The 17708-nt window shown below is 64.5% G+C and carries 18 protein-coding genes; 6 read left to right on the top strand and 12 right to left on the bottom strand.

Annotation, left to right across the window (positions count from 1 at the left end):
• Positions 1-37 precede the first annotated feature (37 nt).
• From erpA to rplM, 5 genes are all read right to left on the bottom strand, one after another.
• Positions 38-400, bottom strand: coding sequence for an iron-sulfur cluster insertion protein ErpA (gene erpA / locus OIK44_RS19175; protein WP_273673052.1), 363 nt, complete (start codon positions 398-400; stop codon positions 38-40).
• 50 nt (positions 401-450) lie between these two features.
• Positions 451-840 (bottom strand): bactofilin family protein, encoded by a 390-nt coding sequence (locus OIK44_RS19170; protein ID WP_273673051.1) that lies wholly within the window; start codon positions 838-840, stop codon positions 451-453.
• A gap of 104 nt (positions 841-944) precedes the next feature.
• On the bottom strand, positions 945-1994 hold the full coding sequence (gene argC / locus OIK44_RS19165; RefSeq protein ID WP_273673050.1) for an N-acetyl-gamma-glutamyl-phosphate reductase: 1050 nt from the start codon (positions 1992-1994) through the stop codon (positions 945-947).
• A gap of 171 nt (positions 1995-2165) precedes the next feature.
• Positions 2166-2558, bottom strand: coding sequence for a 30S ribosomal protein S9 (gene rpsI, locus OIK44_RS19160; protein ID WP_273673049.1), 393 nt, complete (start codon positions 2556-2558; stop codon positions 2166-2168).
• A gap of 9 nt (positions 2559-2567) precedes the next feature.
• The gene (rplM, locus tag OIK44_RS19155) at positions 2568-2996 is read right to left on the bottom strand and encodes a 50S ribosomal protein L13 (protein WP_273673047.1); all 429 of its coding nucleotides are present in this window, start codon (positions 2994-2996) and stop codon (positions 2568-2570) included.
• A 271-nt stretch (positions 2997-3267) separates the two neighbouring features.
• Here rplM and OIK44_RS19150 point away from each other — a divergent pair, with 271 nt between their 5' ends.
• Positions 3268-3690: an OsmC family protein gene (locus OIK44_RS19150; RefSeq protein WP_273673045.1), complete on the top strand. Its 423-nt coding sequence runs from the start codon at positions 3268-3270 to the stop codon at positions 3688-3690.
• Between the two features lie 23 nt (positions 3691-3713).
• Here OIK44_RS19150 and coq7 read toward each other — a convergent pair whose 3' ends face one another.
• On the bottom strand, positions 3714-4358 hold the full coding sequence (coq7, locus tag OIK44_RS19145; protein WP_273673044.1) for a 2-polyprenyl-3-methyl-6-methoxy-1,4-benzoquinone monooxygenase: 645 nt from the start codon (positions 4356-4358) through the stop codon (positions 3714-3716).
• Between the two features lie 57 nt (positions 4359-4415).
• Positions 4416-4859 carry a hypothetical protein gene (locus OIK44_RS19140; protein ID WP_337587211.1) on the bottom strand — a complete coding sequence of 148 codons (444 nt, stop codon included), beginning with the start codon at positions 4857-4859 and terminating at the stop codon, positions 4416-4418.
• A gap of 253 nt (positions 4860-5112) precedes the next feature.
• Between OIK44_RS19140 and OIK44_RS19135 the strand changes: the two genes are divergently transcribed.
• Positions 5113-6003 carry an ABC transporter ATP-binding protein gene (locus OIK44_RS19135; RefSeq protein ID WP_273673043.1) on the top strand — a complete coding sequence of 297 codons (891 nt, stop codon included), beginning with the start codon at positions 5113-5115 and terminating at the stop codon, positions 6001-6003.
• A gap of 10 nt (positions 6004-6013) precedes the next feature.
• Positions 6014-9589, top strand: coding sequence for an ABC transporter permease/M1 family aminopeptidase (locus tag OIK44_RS19130; protein ID WP_273673041.1), 3576 nt, complete (start codon positions 6014-6016; stop codon positions 9587-9589).
• A 17-nt stretch (positions 9590-9606) separates the two neighbouring features.
• Here the strand turns inward: OIK44_RS19130 and OIK44_RS19125 are convergent, their stop codons facing one another.
• Complete coding sequence (locus tag OIK44_RS19125) at positions 9607-9987, bottom strand: hypothetical protein (protein WP_273673039.1); 381 nt, start codon at positions 9985-9987, stop codon at positions 9607-9609.
• Between the two features lie 265 nt (positions 9988-10252).
• On the opposite strand from OIK44_RS19125, the gene OIK44_RS19120 reads away from it, so the two are divergent.
• Positions 10253-10864 (top strand): transglutaminase-like domain-containing protein, encoded by a 612-nt coding sequence (locus OIK44_RS19120; RefSeq protein WP_273673037.1) that lies wholly within the window; start codon positions 10253-10255, stop codon positions 10862-10864.
• 29 nt (positions 10865-10893) lie between these two features.
• On the opposite strand, the gene OIK44_RS19115 is transcribed toward OIK44_RS19120, so the two are convergent.
• From OIK44_RS19115 to OIK44_RS19105, 3 genes are all read right to left on the bottom strand, one after another.
• Entirely contained in the window at positions 10894-12354 is a 1461-nt protein-coding gene (locus tag OIK44_RS19115; RefSeq protein WP_273673035.1) for a catalase, read from the bottom strand.
• A gap of 161 nt (positions 12355-12515) precedes the next feature.
• Positions 12516-13220: a DsbA family protein gene (locus OIK44_RS19110; protein WP_273673033.1), complete on the bottom strand. Its 705-nt coding sequence runs from the start codon at positions 13218-13220 to the stop codon at positions 12516-12518.
• A gap of 73 nt (positions 13221-13293) precedes the next feature.
• A complete protein-coding gene (locus OIK44_RS19105) occupies positions 13294-14169 on the bottom strand; it encodes an MBL fold metallo-hydrolase (protein WP_273673031.1) in 876 nt (291 codons plus the stop codon).
• Positions 14170-14454: 285 nt separating this feature from the next.
• On the opposite strand from OIK44_RS19105, the gene OIK44_RS19100 reads away from it, so the two are divergent.
• Both OIK44_RS19100 and OIK44_RS19095 read left to right on the top strand, forming a co-directional pair.
• Complete coding sequence (locus tag OIK44_RS19100; protein ID WP_273673029.1) at positions 14455-15153, top strand: hypothetical protein; 699 nt, start codon at positions 14455-14457, stop codon at positions 15151-15153.
• A gap of 223 nt (positions 15154-15376) precedes the next feature.
• Complete coding sequence (locus OIK44_RS19095) at positions 15377-15895, top strand: RNA polymerase factor sigma-70 (RefSeq protein ID WP_273673027.1); 519 nt, start codon at positions 15377-15379, stop codon at positions 15893-15895.
• A 21-nt stretch (positions 15896-15916) separates the two neighbouring features.
• On the opposite strand, the gene OIK44_RS19090 is transcribed toward OIK44_RS19095, so the two are convergent.
• Positions 15917-17557 carry a cyclic peptide export ABC transporter gene (locus OIK44_RS19090; RefSeq protein WP_273673026.1) on the bottom strand — a complete coding sequence of 547 codons (1641 nt, stop codon included), beginning with the start codon at positions 17555-17557 and terminating at the stop codon, positions 15917-15919.
• Positions 17558-17708: the final 151 nt, after the last annotated feature.

Raw genomic sequence — 17708 nt, 5'->3', positions numbered from 1 at the left:
CAACGCCGTCCGCCGCAGCGGGATGACAGTGTAACGCTTAAACCGAGAACGACGAGCCGCAACCGCAGGTCGACGACGCAGTGGGATTCTTGATGACGAACTGCGCGCCTTCCAGATCATCCTTGTAGTCGATTTCGGCGCCGACGAGGTATTGATAGCTCATCGAGTCGATCAGCAACTGCACGCCGTTTTTCACCATCGTGGTGTCGTCTTCGTTGACGATTTCGTCAAACGTGAAGCCGTACTGGAAGCCGGAGCAACCGCCACCCTGCACGAACACGCGCAGTTTCAGGTCTGGATTGCCCTCTTCCTCGATCAATTGCGCGACCTTTTCGGCGGCGCTGTCGGTGAAGATAATAGGCGAAGGGATTACATCTTGCATTTCGGCGACGGCACTCATTTCACACTCCTACTTGAAAACATTGATTCATTATAGACCTTTGAGGCGGCTCACGCTTCAGACGCAGCTAAATGCAACACTTTGTCTGCGCCGTCGTCGTGGCGCAGATGCCCCGACACCACCGCGCCGCCGTGGATTTCCAGCATCTTGTAGCAGACTTCCCCAAAGATGCGGGCTTTGGGCTGAACTTCAAGCAATTCCGACACGTGAACAGGGCCATTGATCGTGCCGTTGACGACCAGGTGGGCGCAACGGACTTCGCCATCGACCCGGCCCCGCTCGCCGATGACCAGGAAACTGTGCTGACTGGCGTCGGCAAGGACATTGCCGCGCACCTGGCCGTCGATGCGCAAGCCGCCCTTGAACAGCAGATTGCCGTCGACGCGGGTGGCTTCCCCGATCAGGCTGTCCAACGAGTCTTGCGCGTTACGACCGAACATGGGATTGCTCCTTCGCTGACGTCGACTGCCGCTTCCTCACGCAAAAACCAATTTACTCCGCCGGGCAGCCGGCACCTTGATCTGGCTCGCCGTGCGCCCGCCCCTTACGGCAGCAGCGCGATGTGCTTCAGGCCCAGGCTTTCCTCCAGGCCGAACATCAAGTTCATGCACTGCACGGCCTGGCCGGACGCGCCCTTCACCAGATTGTCCTGCACCACGAGGATGATCAGCATATTGCCGGGCGCGCCATCGACTTCCGGACGGTGCAAGGCCAGGCGCAGCATATTCGAACCGCGCGTCGAACGGGTTTCCGGATGGGAGGCGAACGGCATCACGTCGACGAACGGCGCGTCGCGGTATTCCGCCTCGAACAGCGCCTGCAGCTCGGCGTTGCTGACATCCTTGCTCAGGCGCGCGTACAGCGTCGAATGCATGCCGCGTATCATGGGCACCAGGTGCGGCGTGAAAATCAGGCTCACTTTCTGCTCCGTGAAGCGCTGCAACTGGGCCGTCGTTTCCGGCAGGTGGCGGTGGCCGGCCACGCCGTAAGCCTTGAAATTGTCGCTGGACTCGGAGAACAGGATGCCGATCTCGGCCTTGCGGCCGGCGCCGGAAACGCCCGACTTGCAGTCGGCGATCAGGCTGGACGCGTCGATCAGGACGGCCTTCAGCAGCGGCGTGTAACCCAGTTGCATCGTGGTCGGGTAGCAACCGGGATTGGCGACCAGGGAGGCGCCCTTGATGTCCTCGCGGTTCAGCTCCGGCAAGCCGTAGACGGCCTGGTCGATCAGCTCCGGCGCCGTGTGCGGAATCTTGTACCACTGCTCAAAGGCGGCCCGGTCCTTCAGGCGGAAATCGGCCGCCAGGTCGATCACCTTCACGCCGGCGGCCAGCAGGGCCGGCGCCTGCGCCATCGCGACGCCATGCGGGGTGGCGAAGAACACCACGTCGCACTCGCTCAGATTGGCCTTGTCAGGCGACGAGAACGCCAGGTTGACGTGACCGCGCAGGGACGGATACAGGTCGGCGACGGGCAAGCCATCTTCCTTGCGCGAAGTAATCGCCGTCAGCTGGACTTGCGGATGGACGGCCAACAGACGCAGCAGCTCCACGCCCGTGTATCCGGTGCCGCCGACGATGCCAACTTTGATCATGTTCTTTCCTTGCTAGAGTGTGGGTGAATGCGGGGTGGCCGCTGGACGAGCGCTATTCTAACAGGGCTGGGCGAAGCGGGCGCGCCAGCCCCTCAACGCAAAAAAGCCGCCAGACAAAAGTCGGCGGCTTTTTTGAACAGCGCGCAGAGACTGCGCGCCGCAGCGTGAGAATTAACGCTTCGAGAATTGCTTTGCGCGACGTGCTTTGCGCAGACCAACTTTTTTACGTTCAACTTCACGTGCATCGCGGGTCACGAAGCCGGCTTTAGCCAGTTCCGATTTCAGCGTTGCGTCGTAGTCGATCAGCGCGCGGGTGATACCGTGACGCACTGCACCAGCCTGGCCGGACTCGCCGCCGCCGTGAACGTTGACTTTGATGTCGAAACGCTCGACATTGCCGGTCAGTTCCAGCGGTTGACGGATGACCATCAGACCTGTTTCGCGCGAAAAGTATTCGTTCGCTGGCTTGCCGTTAACAACGATCAAGCCCGTGCCGACTTTGATAAAAACCCGAGCCACTGCACTCTTGCGACGGCCGGTTCCATAATTGTAATTACCGATCATGTCAGTTCCTTAGAGGACGAGTGCTTTAGGTTGCTGAGCAGCGTGCGGATGGCTTGCTTCCGCGTACACTTTCAGCTTTTTGATCATCGCGTAGCCGAGCGGGCCCTTAGGCAACATGCCCTTGACCGCTTTTTCCAGCGCGCGACCCGGAAAACGCTGTTGCATTTTCTGGAAGTTCGTTTCGTAGATGCCGCCTGGATAACCAGAGTGGCGATAGTAGATTTTCTCGGTAGCTTTGGTACCGGTCACGCGCAGTTTGCCTGCGTTGATGACGACGATGAAGTCGCCGGTATCGACGTGAGGAGTAAATTCCGGTTTGTGCTTGCCGCGCAGTCGGAGTGCCACTTCGCTGGCAACACGTCCGAGGACTTTGTCCGTCGCGTCAATCACGAACCAATCGCGCTGGACTTCATGTCCTTTAGCGGAAAATGTTTTCATGTTGACTTCCTAAAAGATTACACGCTCAAATGGTGGTTCCGCCAACTTCGCCTACTTGCGGACTCTGCCTTATCTGCTTTTCCTGAGCGAACGGAAAGCCGACAAGTATAAGCGACTTCAACGCCCAACGTCAATAGCAACAATGGGGTCAGGTCTAGACATGGCGGTTTTCCGGCAAGAAACCGCCATGTATAGACCTGACCCCATTGTTGCGCAACGCCATATGCGCGCCTCCCTTACAATAGGGGGCGCTTATTTATCGGAGAGATTTATGGAATGCAAAGTTAGCTGGAACGGCCCGTCGGGCATGAGTTTTTTGGCCCAGACCGGCTCCGGCCATTTGGTGACGATGGACGGCGCGCCCGACGGCGGCGGCCATAATCTGGCGCCGCGCCCGATGGAGATGGTCTTGCTCGGCACCGGCGGCTGCACCGCCTATGACGTCGTGCTGATCCTCAAGCGCGGCCGCGAGGATGTGCGCGGCTGCGAGGTGACGCTGAAGGCCGAACGGGCCGAGACGGAGCCGAAGGTGTTTACCAGGATTCACTTCCACTTCACCGTCACCGGCAAGAATTTGAAGCCGGGCAGCGTCGAACGGGCCGTTTCCTTGTCGCACGATAAATATTGCTCCGCCTCGATCATGCTGGCGAAGACGGCCGAGATCACCCATTCGTTCGAGATCGTCGAGGGCTGAGCGGGGCTTCCCCGCCTCCTCCCCTAGATGTAGTAGGCGGTTTTGGTCATCACTTTGCCCATCGCCGCCATCACGGCGCGCACCGGCGCCGGTGTCGTCGCCGCGCCCAGCGCCTGGGCCGCGGCGCCATGCTCGATTTCGTCGAGCCGCATCTGCTCGACGATGGCGCGCGATTTGGCGTCCTGCCGCGGCAGTTTTTCCAGGTGGCTGGCCAGGTGGCGCTCGACCTGGCGCTCGGTTTCGACGACAAAGCCGAGGCTGTGCGCGTCGCCCAGCCGCGCCGCGACGGTGCCCAGCGCGTAGGCGCCGGCGTACCACAGCGGGTTGAGCAGGCTGGGCTGCGAGCCCAGCTCGGCCAGCCGCTGCGCCGTCCACGCCAGATGGTCCTCTTCCTCGATGCCGGCCTGGGCGAACTGGGCGCGCATGGCGTCGCTGCCGGCATGCCGCGCCTGCGAGTTGTAGAGCGCCTGGGCGCACACTTCGCCGACGTGGTTGACGCGCATCAGGCCGGCGCTGTGGCGCTGCTCGGCCTGGTCCAGCGCGGCGTCGGGGGCGTGCGCCGCCGGCGTCGGCCGCGACGCCGACGCGACGCCGGCGATCACACGCAGCGCCTTGTCGGCGCCGATAATCAAACGATCCAATGGGTGGTGGTACCGGTTCGATGGCATGGTTGTGTCTGTTGGTGGGAAAGCGTGATTATAGGCCCATCGCCCGGGCGGCCGCCATCAGGCCGGTCCGGCCGCCTTGTGCCGCGCGATCCAGTCGGCCACCGGCCCCACCGGGTCCTGGTGGGAAATGGCTTTCGCCACGCCCAGGTTGAGCGAGAGCAGGAAGGGAATGCTGTCGACCGGCATCTCCGGGCAGTGCGCCCGCAAGGCCGTCAGGAAGCGCTCCGAATCTAGCACGTGCAGCACTTTTTCGCCGCTCATGAATTGCAGCACGCTGGTGATGCTGTGGCCGCCCCCCAGCGAGTGGTAGATGAAGCGGTTGTATGCGGCGTCGATCTTCTTGAAGTCGAGCGCCTCCTCCGTCATCAGGCCGGCCAGGTAGAACAGGCCCAGGCTGACGCGGAAAAACCCGGTCGCCTCGGCGCTGGTCATGCCGGCGCGCGCCACCGCCGTCACTTTTTGCCGCATGGCCTCGTCCATCTGTACTCCCGCTGCTTTCACGATGCATCCCTCCCGTTGGCGCGGCGCGGCGCGCCGCCTGATTCACCTGGCGTTCCCGGCATTGTGCCCGATTGCCGGGCCGCGGCCAAATCCGCGCCGTTCCAGGGCCGGATTCGGACACTCTGGACGGCGGAAAGCGCCGAATATCGCACGGGCCGCGCCTGCGGTGGCCCCATTTGCCTACAATGCCACCATAATAGAGGGCAATACCCGGCCGGCCGTCGCCGCCGCCACGCAAACGCGAGGAATTTGCATGCAATTACAGATACGCAACTTGTCCAAGACCTACAGCAACGGTGTTGTGGCGCTGGACAATATCAGCCTGACCATCCCGAGCGGGATGTTCGGCCTGCTGGGCCCGAACGGCGCCGGCAAATCGACGCTGATGCGCACCCTGGCCACCCTGCAGGAGTGCGATTCCGGCGCGGTGTTTTTCGGCGAGCTCGACGTGCTCGACGAGAAGGACGAAATCCGCCGCCTGCTCGGCTACCTGCCGCAGGACTTCGGCCTGTACCCGAAGGTGACGGCCTACGAGCTACTCGACCACTTCGCCGTGCTGAAGGGCCTGGCGAACCGCGCGCGGCGCCGCGAAATCGTCGACGGCCTGCTGCAGCAGACCAATCTGTTCGACGTGCGCCACCAGCGCCTCGGCGGCTTCTCCGGCGGCATGCGCCAGCGCTTCGGCATCGCCCAGGCGCTGCTGGGCGACCCGAAGCTGATCATCGTCGACGAACCCACCGCCGGCCTCGACCCGCAGGAGCGGGTGCGCTTCCACAACCTGCTCTCCGACATCGGCGACGAGCGCACGGTGCTGCTCTCGACCCACATCGTCAGCGACGTCGCCGATCTGTGCGCCAACATGGCCATCATCAACAAGGGCCATCTGCTGTTGCACGGCCCGACGCAGCAACTGATCGACGACATCAGCTGCAAGATCTGGGCCCGCTTCGTCGAGAAGAAGGACCTGGCCAGCTTCCAGCAGCGCCACGCCGTCATTTCGACGCGCCTGCTGTCGGGCCGCACGCTGATCCACGTCTATAGCGACGCCGACCCCGGCGACGGCTTCGAGGAAGCCATCGGCGACCTGGAGGACGTGTATTTCGCCACGATTGCCGGGCGCCACCGCGCCGCGGCGGCCAGCTGAGGGGCCGCGCATGCTAGCGATCGCCCTGTTCGAAGCGCGCCAGCGGCTCAAGCGGCTGTCGACGTGGATCTATTTCGCCATGTTCCTGCTGCTGGCCATGCTGTGGATGGCGGCCGCCGGCGGCGTCTTCAAGGAGGCGTCCGTCAGCTTCGGCGGCAAGGCGATGATCAACGCGCCGCGCAGCATCGCCCTGACCTGCAGCTTCCTCGGCTGCTTCGGCGTCGTCGTCGTCGCGGCGATGATGGGCCGCTCGGTGCAGGAGGATTTCGAATATGAGATGCAGCACTTCTTCTTCACGGCGCCGATCAAGAAGCACCAATACATCTTCGGCCGCTTCCTCGGCGCCTACCTGGCACTGGCCGTGGTATTCTCCAGCATCGTGCTGGGCACCTGGCTGGGCACCTACGTGCCCGGCATCGAGCCCGACCGCCTCGGCCCGCAATACCTGGCCGCCTACCTGATCCCCTATGCCGTCACGCTGCTGCCGAACCTGTTCATCTTCGGCGCCATCTTCTTCATCCTGGCGGCGCTGACGCGGCGCATGCTGCCGGTCTATATCAGCAGCGTCGTCATGATGATCGGCTATCTGGTGGCGCCCTCGCTGGCGCGCGACCTCGACTACAAGACCCTGGCCGCGCTGATCGACCCCTTCGGCACCACGGCCGTGATCCGTCTGACCGAGTACTGGCCGACGGCCGAGCGCAACCTGCGCCTGGTGCAGCCGCAGGGCGTCTACCTGAGCAACCGCCTGATCTGGTCCTCGTTCGCGCTGGCGGCGCTGCTGCTGGGCTATTGGCGCTTCCAGTTCAGCGGCGCCCTCGACAGCGGGCAACGCCCGCGCGGCGAGGGCGAGACGGCGCCGCGCCCGACGGCGCCGGCGGCCGGCACGCGCGAGGCGCCCGACTTCGGCCGCCGCAAGCTGGCCCCCCTGCTGCTGCAACTGAGCTGGCTGAACCTGCGCGAGACGGTCAAGAACATCTATTTCGCCGTCATCGTCCTGGCCGGCGTGCTGACGATGTTTGCCGGCGCGCTCGACCTGGGCGCCATCTACGGCACCAACAGTTACGCGCAGACGGACCGGGTGCTGGAAGTGGTCAGCGGCAACTTCACCCTGTTCATGCTGATCATCACCACCTTCTACGCGGGCGAGCTGGTCTGGCGCGAGCGCGACAGCCGCGTCGCGCAAATGTTCGACGCCCTGCCCATCCCCAGCTGGCTGCCGCTGCTCTCGAAGCTGTTCGCGCTGATCGCCGTGCAGGCGCTGCTGATGGTCGCGGTGATGCTGTGCGGTATGTCGATCCAGATCTTCAAGGGCTATTTCCAGCTTGAGCCCGGCCTCTACCTGGAACAACTCTTCCTCGTGCAACTGCCCGGCTACGCGCTGGTGGCCGTGCTGGCGATCGCCCTGCAGTCCATCATCAACCACAAATTCCTCGCCTTCTTCGCGATGATACTGTACTACGTCACCACGCTGAGCTTCGGCGCGCTGGGCCTGGGCGACCCGCTGATCCTGTACGGCAGCACGCCCGGCTATGTGTATTCGGCGATGAACGGCAACGGCCACTTCCTGATGCGCGAACGCTGGTTCGAACTGTACTGGGGCGGCGCGGCGCTGACGCTGACGGTGCTGGCCCTGCTGTTCTGGCAGCGCGGCGCCAGCGACAGCTGGCGCATCCGCCTGCAACTGGCGCGCCACGCGCTGACGGGGCCGGTGCTGCGCGCGCTCGGCCTGGGCCTGGGCATCTTCGTCGGCAGCGGCGCGCTGCTGTACTACAATCTGCACGTCGTCAACGACGTCAAATCGCCGTACCAGAAGGACGCCAACCTGGCCAGCTACGAGCGCCAGTACAAGAAATACGCGGCCCTGGCCCAGCCGCGCATCACCGACGTCCAGCTGGAAGTGGACATGCTGCCGCAGCAACGCACGCTGCGCGTCAAGGGCCGCTACCAGTTGCACAACAAGAGCGGGCAAGCCGTCAGCGACATCTTCATCCACCAGGACAGCAGCGCGGCCATCCGCGCGCTGCGCTTCGGCGCGCCGGTGCACTCCGGCCTGAACGACAAGCACCTGGGCTTCTACAGTTTCCGGCTGGTCCGGCCGCTGGCGCCGGGCGCCACGCTGGCGCTGGAATTCGACCTCGAATTCGCGCCGCGCGGCCGTTTCGGCCTGGGCCAGGACACCCCCGTCATGGGCAACGGCAGCTTCTTCAACAACAGCGTGCTGCCGCACATCGGCTACCAGGCCGGGCTGGAGCTGCGCGACCCGCGCGACCGCAAGAAGCACGGTTTGCCGGCCCAGGAAAGGGCGCTGCCGCGCGACGACCCGCGCGGCCTGGCCGACAACTACGTCGGCGGCGACGCCGACTGGATCAATTTCGAGGCCACCGTCAGCACCAGTCCGGACCAGATCGCCATCGCCCCCGGCACGCTGGAGAACGAGTGGATAGACCAGGGCCGCCACTACTATCATTACAAGATGGACCAGCCCATCCTCAACTTCTACGCCTTCCAGTCGGCCCGCTACGCGGTGCGCCACGAACACTGGCAAGACGTGGCGATCGACCTGTACTACCACCCCGGCCACGAGTTCAACCTCGACCGCTTCGCCCGCGGCGTCAAGGAAGGCCTGGAGTACTATAGCAAGCATTTCGGCCCCTACCAGCACAAGGTCGTGCGCATCGTCGAATTCCCCCGCTACGCGCTGTTCGCCCAGTCCTTCCCCGGCACCATTCCGTTTTCCGAGGGCCTGGGCTTCGTCGCCAAGGTCGACGACAAGAATCCGAAGGACATCGACTACCCGCTCTACATCACGGCGCACGAGGTGGCGCACCAGTGGTGGGGCCATCAACTCGCCGCCGGCAACACCCGCGGCGCCACCGTGCTCAGCGAGACGCTGGCCGAATACTCGGCGCTGATGGTGATGCGCAACAGCTTCGGCCCGCACAAGATGCGGCGTTTCCTGCGCTACGATCTGTACCAGTACCTGATCGGCCGCAGCGATGAAAACAAGAAGGAATTGCCGCTGGCGGAAAACGAAAAACAGAGCTACATCCATTACAACAAGGGCAGCCTGGCGCTGTACCAGTTGCAGGACATCCTGGGCGAGGACAAGGTCAACGGCGTGCTGCGCGGCTTGCTCAAGCAATATCCGCCGGGCAGCACGCCCTACCCGAGCGTGACGGCGCTGATCGACGGCCTGCGCCGGGTCACGCCGCCGGAGCAAGCCTATCTGATCGACGACCTGTTCAACGCCATCGTGCTGTACGAAAACCGCGCGCTGACGGCGACGGCGCGCAAACGCGTCGACGGCAAGTACGAGGTGACGCTGAAGGTCCACGCCAGCAAGGTGCGCGCCGGCGAGCTGGGCGAGGAAAAGGAGGTGGCGCTGAAGGATTGGATCGACATCGGCGTCGACGACAAGGACGGCAACAGCCTGCTGCGCGAGCGCAAGCTGATCGAAAACAAGGAAAGCGTCTACACGCTGGTCGTCAGCGGCAAGCCGGCCAAGGCCGGCATCGACCCCGACAACAAACTGATCGACCGCAAGCCGGACGACAATATGATCGGCATCGAGGCGGCGCCCTGACCTTGCCTACATGCGCCTCAGGCGCCGCGCAGCGCCGTCAGGCTCAGGCACACGCCCATTTCCGCCAGCATCGTCAAGTCTTCCAGCGGCAAGTCCAGGCTGGCGGGCGCCTGCGCCGGATCGGCGGCGCTCAGGCCGATCTGCAACTCGGCGACGATGCGCGGCTCGTCGAACGAGATGCCGCGCTCGCTGCATTCGCTCAGATAGGAGCGGATCGAGTCGAGCAGCAGCGCCGGACTGTCGACGGCGGCGATGTCGACGCTGAAACCGGAGTCCAGGTAATGCCGTCCATTGCTGCGCGTATCGCCCTTTTTCCAGTCGCTGACTGGCTCCGTGGGCAGCGCCTCGCGGATCGTTTGTAAAGTACGGTCGTCGCCGTACACGGTCAAAGACGCCATGTTCATTTCGTTTTTGCCTCGTATCGTCTGACACCGCCTTGGGCAGCGGCGCAGCAAGCTGGGTCATCCGCATCGTTGCCCGTTCCCTGGAAACGGAACATGGCAATCGCGGTCATCGCTGAAGTCTACGCAAGGAAGTTGTTTATGTCTACCGAGCAACATCAGATAGATTAACGCAGATTTGCGCCAGCGCAAGGTCGAAATTGTTTATTTGAAAATACCGCCGCCTGGGCGATAATTCCCCGCCCATACCCAGGAGTCCCGCGTGAGCACCAGCCATCCCGACCCGTCCCCCTTCCTCGCCGCCAGCGCGGTGATCGACTACCAAGAGCCGGCCGTCGCGGCGCTGGCGCGCAGCCTGTCCGGCGCCACCCCGACGGCATGCGCGCAACGCTGCTACGAATGGGTGCGCGACAACATCGAGCACAGCATCGACTTCGGCCGCGACGAAGTCACCTGCGCGGCGTCGGACGCGCTGGCGCGCGGCACCGGGCTGTGCCTGGCCAAAAGCCACTTGCTGGTCGCGCTACTGCGCGCCAACGGCATCCCGGCCGGCCTCTGCTACCAGCGGCTGACGCTGAGCGGCGGACAGCCGCCGTATTGCACGCATGGTTTTGTCGCCGTGTGGCTGGAGGGCAACGGCTGGTATCGCTGCGACGCGCGCGGCAACAGCAAGCCGGGCATCGACTGCCGGTTCACGCCGGGCGTGGAACATCTCGCCTATCCGCTGCGGCACGAGGGCGAATGCACCTACCCGCAGGTGTGGGCGCAGCCGTGGCCGGCCGTCGTCGACGGCCTGCGGGCGCTCGACTCGATGGCCCAGTACCGCGCCGCGCCGATCGACGCGGCGCCACCGGACGCCGGGGCAGCGGCATGACGCCTGCCCCGAGTCGCGGATTCGGGACACTAGCCCGCCGCGCGCGCCTTCAGGGCGGCGCGCACGCCGGCGCCGTAGGCCGGGTCGGCCTTGTCGAAATGCCCCAGTTGACGCTGCAAAATGTCCTCGTCGACCTGGCTCAGCGGCCCGGCCAGGTTCTCGAACAGGTTGTGCTTGCCCTGCGCCGTCAGGATGCGGAACAGATTGCCGGCCTGGCTGAAGTCGTCTTCCCGGCCGCGGCCGTCGTAGCGCCCGGCGCCGCCCTGCAGCGCCAGCGCCGCTTCGCCGTGGCCGAGGCCGGCCGGCCCGCTGCCCCCGGCGGCCACCGTCGCGTAGTTGGGCGCCGCGCCGCCGTTGTTGATCGCCATCGCGCCATCGCGCTGCTGGTTGTGGAAGGGGCAGCGCGCCGCGTTCACCGGCAGGTGCTGGTGGTTGGTGCCGACCCGGTACAACTGCGCGTCGTGGTAGGCGAACAGGCGTCCCTGTAACATTTTGTCCGGCGAATAGCCCATGCCCGGCACCGCGTTGGCCGGCGAAAACGCCGCCTGTTCGACTTCGGCGTGGTAATTGTCCGGATTACGGTTCAGCTCGAACACGCCGACCGGCAGCAGCGGGAAGTCGCCATGCGGCCACACCTTGGTCAGGTCGAAGGGATTCCAGCCGGTGCGCGCCTCCCATTCGGCCAATTGCGCCTCGGTGGCCACCTGCAGCTTGACGTCCCAGCGCGGGAAGTCGCCGCGGGCAATTGCGCCGAACAGGTCGCGCTGGGCGTAGTCGGGGTCGGCGCCGGCCAGCCGCCCGGCATCCTGCGCGCTCAGGTTCTTGATGCCCTGCTGCGTCTTGAAATGCCACTTCACATAGACGCGCTCGCCGTTCTCGTTGATCAGGCTATAGGTGTGGCTGCCGAAGCCGTCCATGTGGCGGTAACCGTCCGGCGTGCCGCGGTCGGAAAACAGCATCGTCACCTGGTGCAGGCTTTCCGGCGCCTTGCTCCAGAAATCGAACATCATATTCGCCGACTTCAGGTTCGACTGCGGGTCGCGTTTCTGCGTGTGGACGAAATCGGGAAACTTGATCGGGTCCTTGATGAAGAACATCGGCGTGTTGTTGCCCACCAAGTCCCAATTGCCCTCTTCCGTGTAGAAGCGCAGCGCGAAGCCGCGCGGGTCGCGCTCGGTGTCGGCGCTGCCGCGCTCGCCGCCGACGGTGGAAAAGCGCGCGAAGGTCGCCGTCTGCTTGCCCACTTCGCTGAACAGCCGGGCTTTGGTATAGCGACTGATGTCGTGCGTGACGGTGAAGGTGCCGTAGGCGCCCGAACCTTTCGCATGGACGACCCGCTCGGGAATGCGCTCGCGGTTGAAATGCTGGAGTTTTTCGATCAGATGAAAGTCTTGCAGCAACAGGGGGCCGCGTGGCCCCGCGCTGATGGAATTCTGGTTATCGGCAAGGGGAATGCCGGATGCGGTGCTCAGAGGCGGCTGTTGGCTCATGGCTTGCTCCTTCGTCGTTGTGGATCGGATACAAGGATTCTAGGCAGCTCTGCGGCAAAGATAAAGGCAATTACTTTTATTGATTCGATAGATTTTACAAATGATGCGGCGAATGGGCCATGCGCCCGCAAGCATGCGCATGGCCTTGCCCAGGCTACTCCTTAGCCCGGAACAACACAACTATCGGCATCGCAGACCAGCGCGGCGCCGGCCTGCGGCTGCACGCCAGCCACGCGGCCCAGGCGGGCCAGCCACTCGACCGGCCGGCCCAGATAGGCGCCAAGGTCGAGCACCGTCAAATCGCCGCTGCCGTCGTCGAGCGCAAAGGTCGGGAAGCCCTGGCCGCCGACGCGGTTCAGCAGGGCGCGGCTGGCGGCGATATGCTGCTGCGTGGCGGCGCAGCCCAAACGCTGGCAAGCTTCGGCGAACGCGGCGCCGTCCAGACCGAGTTCCTGCGCCAGGGCGCGCAGCACGGCCGCCTCGGCGATGCGCACACCGTCGACGTAATGGGCGCGCTGCAGCCGGTGAATCATGTCCAGTCCGCGTCCGGCCAATGCCTCGGCCGCCAGGATGGCCGTGATCGGCGGCTCGGAATCCATCAGCGCCGCGGTGTCGTTCAGCAAGCCGTTCAGATAGGCGTCGCCGAAAGGCTGGCCGGTCATTTCGGCGATGCGGCGGTCGTGCGGCAGCACATACGCGCGCCACTGCGGCGTGATCTGCCGGCGGTTGCTGCCCGTCATCATGCCGCCGCCGTGGAAGACCACGTCGATGCCGGCCAGCGCCTGGGCCGCCTGCACCAGCGGCGCGGCGCCGTAGCACCAGCCGCACAGGGGATCGAAGATGTAATGCAATGTCGCTTGTGTCATAACTGTTCCCGGCGGGCCGGCGCCGCGTGGCGTCCGGCCCTGATGTGTGGATTACGCAAGGCCGTTCAGGCCATTACCATTTCATTTCGCCCTTGGCGACCTTGGCGCTGGTGCTCAGCGCCGCGTCCAGGCCGGCGTCCGGGTATTGCTGCTTCATCGCGGCGATCAGCTCGGCCGAGTTCGCGGCCTTGGCCGTCGCCTCTTCGAAGCGCACCAGATAGTCGCGGGTGAAGGCGATGCTCTGCGGCGTCAGCGCCGCGCCGACCTTGAAGTGGCCCGGCACGACGGTGGCCGGTTTCAAGGCTTCGATGCCGGCCAGCGTCGCCAGCCAATCCTTGCGCGACTGCGCCGTCTGCGTGTCGGCCGTCCACACATGCAGCTCGTTGAACAGGACCACGCCGCCGACCACCGCCTTGATCGAAGGAATCCAGACATAGCTGCGCTCGGGCGTCGGGCCGGACACCGTCAGCGACTGCCCTTCCAGCTTGATCTCATTGCCTTGCAGCGGCTGCGGCATGACCAGGCCCTGCGGCGCGTTCTGCTTCAGGATCGGTCCCCAGAAGGCCACCTTGGCGGCGGCTTTCTTCTCGATCGCGGCGATGGTTTGCGGCGTGGCGACGATCTTCGCGTCCGGGAAGGCCGCCTTGACGACGTCCAGGCCGAAGTAAAAGTCGGGGTCGCCGTGGCTGACGTAGACCGTGGTCAGTTTCTTGCCGCTGGCGCGTATCATTTCAACCAGCTTCAGCGCTTCGCCACGGGAAAATTGCGCGTCGATCAGCACCGCGTCCGTCTTGCCGCTCACCAGCACCGAAGCCACCGGGAAGATGGCCGCTTCGCCCGGGTTGAACACCTGCAGTTTCAGCGGCGCGACGTCGGCGGCCGAGGCGGCGCTCATGCCAAAGGTGGAGGCGGCGAACAGGGCGGCAAACAGTGTGGATTTCTTGAACATGATGGTGACCTCTTTGCGATGTGATTGGGATGAACGCATCTTACGTTGCTTATTCCGGATGAAATACGGGGGAAACTGCAACTATTAATTGCATGAATCGGATGAATAGAAAGCGCCGGATCTGTCCAAGCGGGGCAAGGCAAAGTAAATACAACTTGCTTTACCGAATAGCCAAGGCGGCTTACCATCGGCTCATCCGAACCCACCGCGACCGCCCCGATGAGCACACCCGCCAGCCCGCAGAAAAATCGATGGATAGAGCGCCGGCAAGCCGCCGGCGAAAGCATGAAGAGCGCCATAAAAAACCTGCTCTGGGCGCTGTTTTCCTGGCTGGCCCTGGCGGCGCCGGCCGGCGCCGCCCAAGCCAGTTGGGGCGAGCACGGCATGGCCCTGTTCGGCGGCAAGGAGGGCTTGTACGCCTCGCACCTGCCGATGTTCCACGCGCCGCACGACTACCAGGTCGTGCTGCAATTCCACCTGGCCGACGCGGCGCTGGACGCCGCCCTGCGCCGGCGCCTGGACGGCAAGACGGCGCTGTGGACCATCGCGCCGGAAAAATTCGAGCTCGACCGGCTGGCGCCGCGCGCGCCGAGCCCCTTGACGCAATTCAAGGCCGACCTGGTGCTGGGCCACTTCGAGCAGCAGGGCAAGACCGAATACGCCGGCGCCACACTGCTCATTGACAAGGTACTGCTGTTCCGCCGGCTCTCGGCGGCGCCGCGCGGCAAGGCGACGGCCAGCTACCGGCAAATCGGCGGCGGCCGGCAGCGCTTCCTGGTCAAGGACATCGACAGCCGGCCGGACTTCGACCACATCGTCGCCTTCACCACCGCCGCGAACGCGCCGGCGGGCGCCGTCGCCGTGCCTAAGCAGGCGCTGCAACAGCCCGGCGACAAGGCGCTGGCGGCCGCGCTGCGGGCCGCCTTGGGCACGCCCGCAACGATACACGGCTCGGTGTACTTCTACACCGACGACCTCAAGTAAGCGCCGCGCCGCCGGCGCCCGCCCTCACCCATCCCCTCCTCCGCGCGCCGGCCACGCAAGCCGGCGCCGCCTTCGTGCGCCCTCTCCCTCCCGCAAAACCCTGTTCAATTGATCCACATTAAAAAATATGCATTTTTTTCTAACAACATGCAATAATGTATGTTAATACGAATCATTCTTATTCTCAGTTATAGTTCAACCTGCATCAAAGGGAGAAATACCTGTGCAAGCAAATCGGACAAGCGGCAATCTGAAAGATGAATTCATCGCCCACCGCGGCAAGCTGCGCGATGCCGCGGCCAGAATCCTCGGTTGCCGGCAACGGGCGGAAGACGTGGTGCAAGACGCCTACATCAAAGTGATCGAGATTTCTCCGGCGTTCGAGGTGCGGCAGCCGGTGGCCTATGTGTACCGCATGGTGCGCAATCTGGCGCTCGACCGGCACCGGCGCGCATCGCTGGAGTCGGTGGTGTTTGCCTGCGAGGAGGAAGGCATGAACGTGGCGAGCGGCGCCGGCACGCCCGAAACCATCCTCTGCCAGCGCCAATCGCTGAACCTGGTGGCCTGCGCGCTGGCCGAACTGCCGGCCCGCACCCGCCATGTGTTCGAGCTGTACCGGCAGGGCGAGCACACGCAGCGGGATATTGCCTTGCAACTCGACATCTCCACCACCCTGGTCAATTTCATGATACGCGACGCGACGGACCATTGCCGCAACTGCGCGCGGCAGCAAGGCCACTGACGCGCCGCTGCGGCCAAGCCGTCACGCCGCCTGCGGCTGCGCCGGCCGCGCCGGCACCGTGTCCTCGCTCAGCTGGCCGTTCTCCATGCGTAACAAACGGTCCGCCAGGTGGAAATAGCGGTCGTCGTGCGAAATCACCAGTATCGTCTTGCCCTGCGCCTTCAGCTCCGCCAGCACCTCCAGGTAGAACACGTTTTTAAACAAGGGGTCCTGGTCGGCCGCCCACTCGTCGAAGACCAAGAAGGGGCGGTTTTCCAGGCAGGCCACCACCAGCGCCAGCCGTTTGCGCTGCCCCTGCGACAGCGCCTGCGTGGTGAACGCGCCGTCGCGCACCTGCACCTTGTGCTGCAGGTGCAGGCGGGCGATCAGGCGGTTGCCGCGCTCGTCCAGCTCGGCGCCGCCGCCCTCGCCATGCAACAGCTTGTCGAACAGGTGGAAATCGGAGAACACCGTGCTGAACAGTTGCCGGTACTGGTCGCGCCCGCCGTCGTCGACGCCCTGACCGTTCAGCACGATCCGTCCCTGCTCCGGCGGATACAGGCCGACCAGCAATTTGGCCAGCGTCGTCTTGCCGCTGCCGTTGCCGCCCACCAGGAACACCACCTCGCCCGGCTTGAAGGCGATACTGACCGGCCCCAGCGCGAAAAAGTCATCGCTTTGCTCGTGGTAGTAGCGGTGCACCACGGCCTCCAGCGCCAGTTGCCGCAGCGGCTCGGACTGGGCGCTGGCGGCGGCCGCCTCGCGCCCGGACATGCCCGTCGTGATGTCGTCGATGCGCCTGGCCGAAGCCTTCGCCAGGTTCGCCCGAGGGATGTTCAACAGCAGCACCTCCAGCGGCGTCACCATATACACGAACACCAGCGCGAAGCCGGTCATGATCCTGGCCTCGTCCGGCACGCCGCGGATCAGCACGAACAGCACCAGGCCGATGAAGGCGTAGATCAGGAAATTGGCCCAGCTGGCCGAGACGACGAAAATCGACATGCCCAGCGCGCGCTCGCTGCGCACGCTCTCGATCGAGCCGCCCAGGATCTGCTCGGTGAAGACCTTGCGCTTGCCGTAATGCAGCCGCAGCTCCTTGGCGCCGTCATTGAGCGAGCGGAAATAGCCGAACAGGCGGTCCTGCTCCTCCGCCGCCCGGTTCAAATGCCGGATCGCCCGCAAGTTCGCCAGATGGTAGCCGAGCGAGCCCAGCCCGATCAGCGCGACGGCGAACAGGAAGATGTGCCAGGACAGCAGCAGCATGTACAGCAGGCAGCCGAGCACCACCACCAGATTGCTCAGGATGGCGGGGAAGGTGACGAAGAAGGCGGCCACGTTGGCGCTGTGCTCGGACAGCGCCGACTGCACCTTGGCCGAGCCGGTCGCCTCCAGGTTGCGGTAGTCGGCCGCCATCACGCGCGCGCTGACGTAGCGCCGCAATTCGGCGTGGGCATGCTGGCTGAGGCGCTCGAACAGCACCGCCGCCGCCATATGACTGAGCATCAGGCCCAGGGCCAGCAGGCCGAACATCCAGGCCATGCCGCCGCGCCCGGCCGAGTCGGTGGTGAGCGCCTCGCTGATCAGCGCGATCAGCAAGACGCTGCACACGCCGTATGACACGCTGGCGAGCGCGGCCGCGATGAGCAGGGCTTTGGATTGATCAATCAAAAATCGCAGCATGAGGGTAATCCTTGTGAGTGGGCGTCCCTTTCAAGACGAGTGGCGGCGCGACTTATTTAGGCCGGCTGACTATTCCGCCCCCTGATTCGTCTATTCATCAGGCGCGCACCCGGCGCGCGCAAGCGATTTATATTTTTTTACAGAACCCGAC

The sequence above is a fragment of the Janthinobacterium fluminis genome, from assembly GCF_028595325.1.
Lineage (GTDB): Bacteria > Pseudomonadota > Gammaproteobacteria > Burkholderiales > Burkholderiaceae_D > Janthinobacterium > Janthinobacterium fluminis.
This window is presented reverse-complemented; position numbering and strand designations above follow the sequence as displayed.

Excerpts from the sequence above, each read along its gene's own strand:
- rpsI (WP_273673049.1), bottom strand. The coding sequence starts at position 2,558 with ATGATCGGTAATTACAATTATGGAACCGGCCGTCGCAAGAGTGCAGTG.
- OIK44_RS19130 (WP_273673041.1), top strand. The coding sequence starts at position 6,014 with ATGCTAGCGATCGCCCTGTTCGAAGCGCGCCAGCGGCTCAAGCGGCTG.
- OIK44_RS19135 (WP_273673043.1), top strand. The coding sequence starts at position 5,113 with ATGCAATTACAGATACGCAACTTGTCCAAGACCTACAGCAACGGTGTT.
- rplM (WP_273673047.1), bottom strand. The coding sequence starts at position 2,996 with ATGAAAACATTTTCCGCTAAAGGACATGAAGTCCAGCGCGATTGGTTC.
- coq7 (WP_273673044.1), bottom strand. The coding sequence starts at position 4,358 with ATGCCATCGAACCGGTACCACCACCCATTGGATCGTTTGATTATCGGC.
- OIK44_RS19125 (WP_273673039.1), bottom strand. The coding sequence starts at position 9,987 with ATGGCGTCTTTGACCGTGTACGGCGACGACCGTACTTTACAAACGATC.
- erpA (WP_273673052.1), bottom strand. The coding sequence starts at position 400 with ATGAGTGCCGTCGCCGAAATGCAAGATGTAATCCCTTCGCCTATTATC.
- OIK44_RS19100 (WP_273673029.1), top strand. The coding sequence starts at position 14,455 with ATGAAGAGCGCCATAAAAAACCTGCTCTGGGCGCTGTTTTCCTGGCTG.
- OIK44_RS19105 (WP_273673031.1), bottom strand. The coding sequence starts at position 14,169 with ATGTTCAAGAAATCCACACTGTTTGCCGCCCTGTTCGCCGCCTCCACC.
- OIK44_RS19110 (WP_273673033.1), bottom strand. The coding sequence starts at position 13,220 with ATGACACAAGCGACATTGCATTACATCTTCGATCCCCTGTGCGGCTGG.
- OIK44_RS19170 (WP_273673051.1), bottom strand. The coding sequence starts at position 840 with ATGTTCGGTCGTAACGCGCAAGACTCGTTGGACAGCCTGATCGGGGAA.
- argC (WP_273673050.1), bottom strand. The coding sequence starts at position 1,994 with ATGATCAAAGTTGGCATCGTCGGCGGCACCGGATACACGGGCGTGGAG.
- OIK44_RS19150 (WP_273673045.1), top strand. The coding sequence starts at position 3,268 with ATGGAATGCAAAGTTAGCTGGAACGGCCCGTCGGGCATGAGTTTTTTG.
- OIK44_RS19090 (WP_273673026.1), bottom strand. The coding sequence starts at position 17,557 with ATGCTGCGATTTTTGATTGATCAATCCAAAGCCCTGCTCATCGCGGCC.
- OIK44_RS19115 (WP_273673035.1), bottom strand. The coding sequence starts at position 12,354 with ATGAGCCAACAGCCGCCTCTGAGCACCGCATCCGGCATTCCCCTTGCC.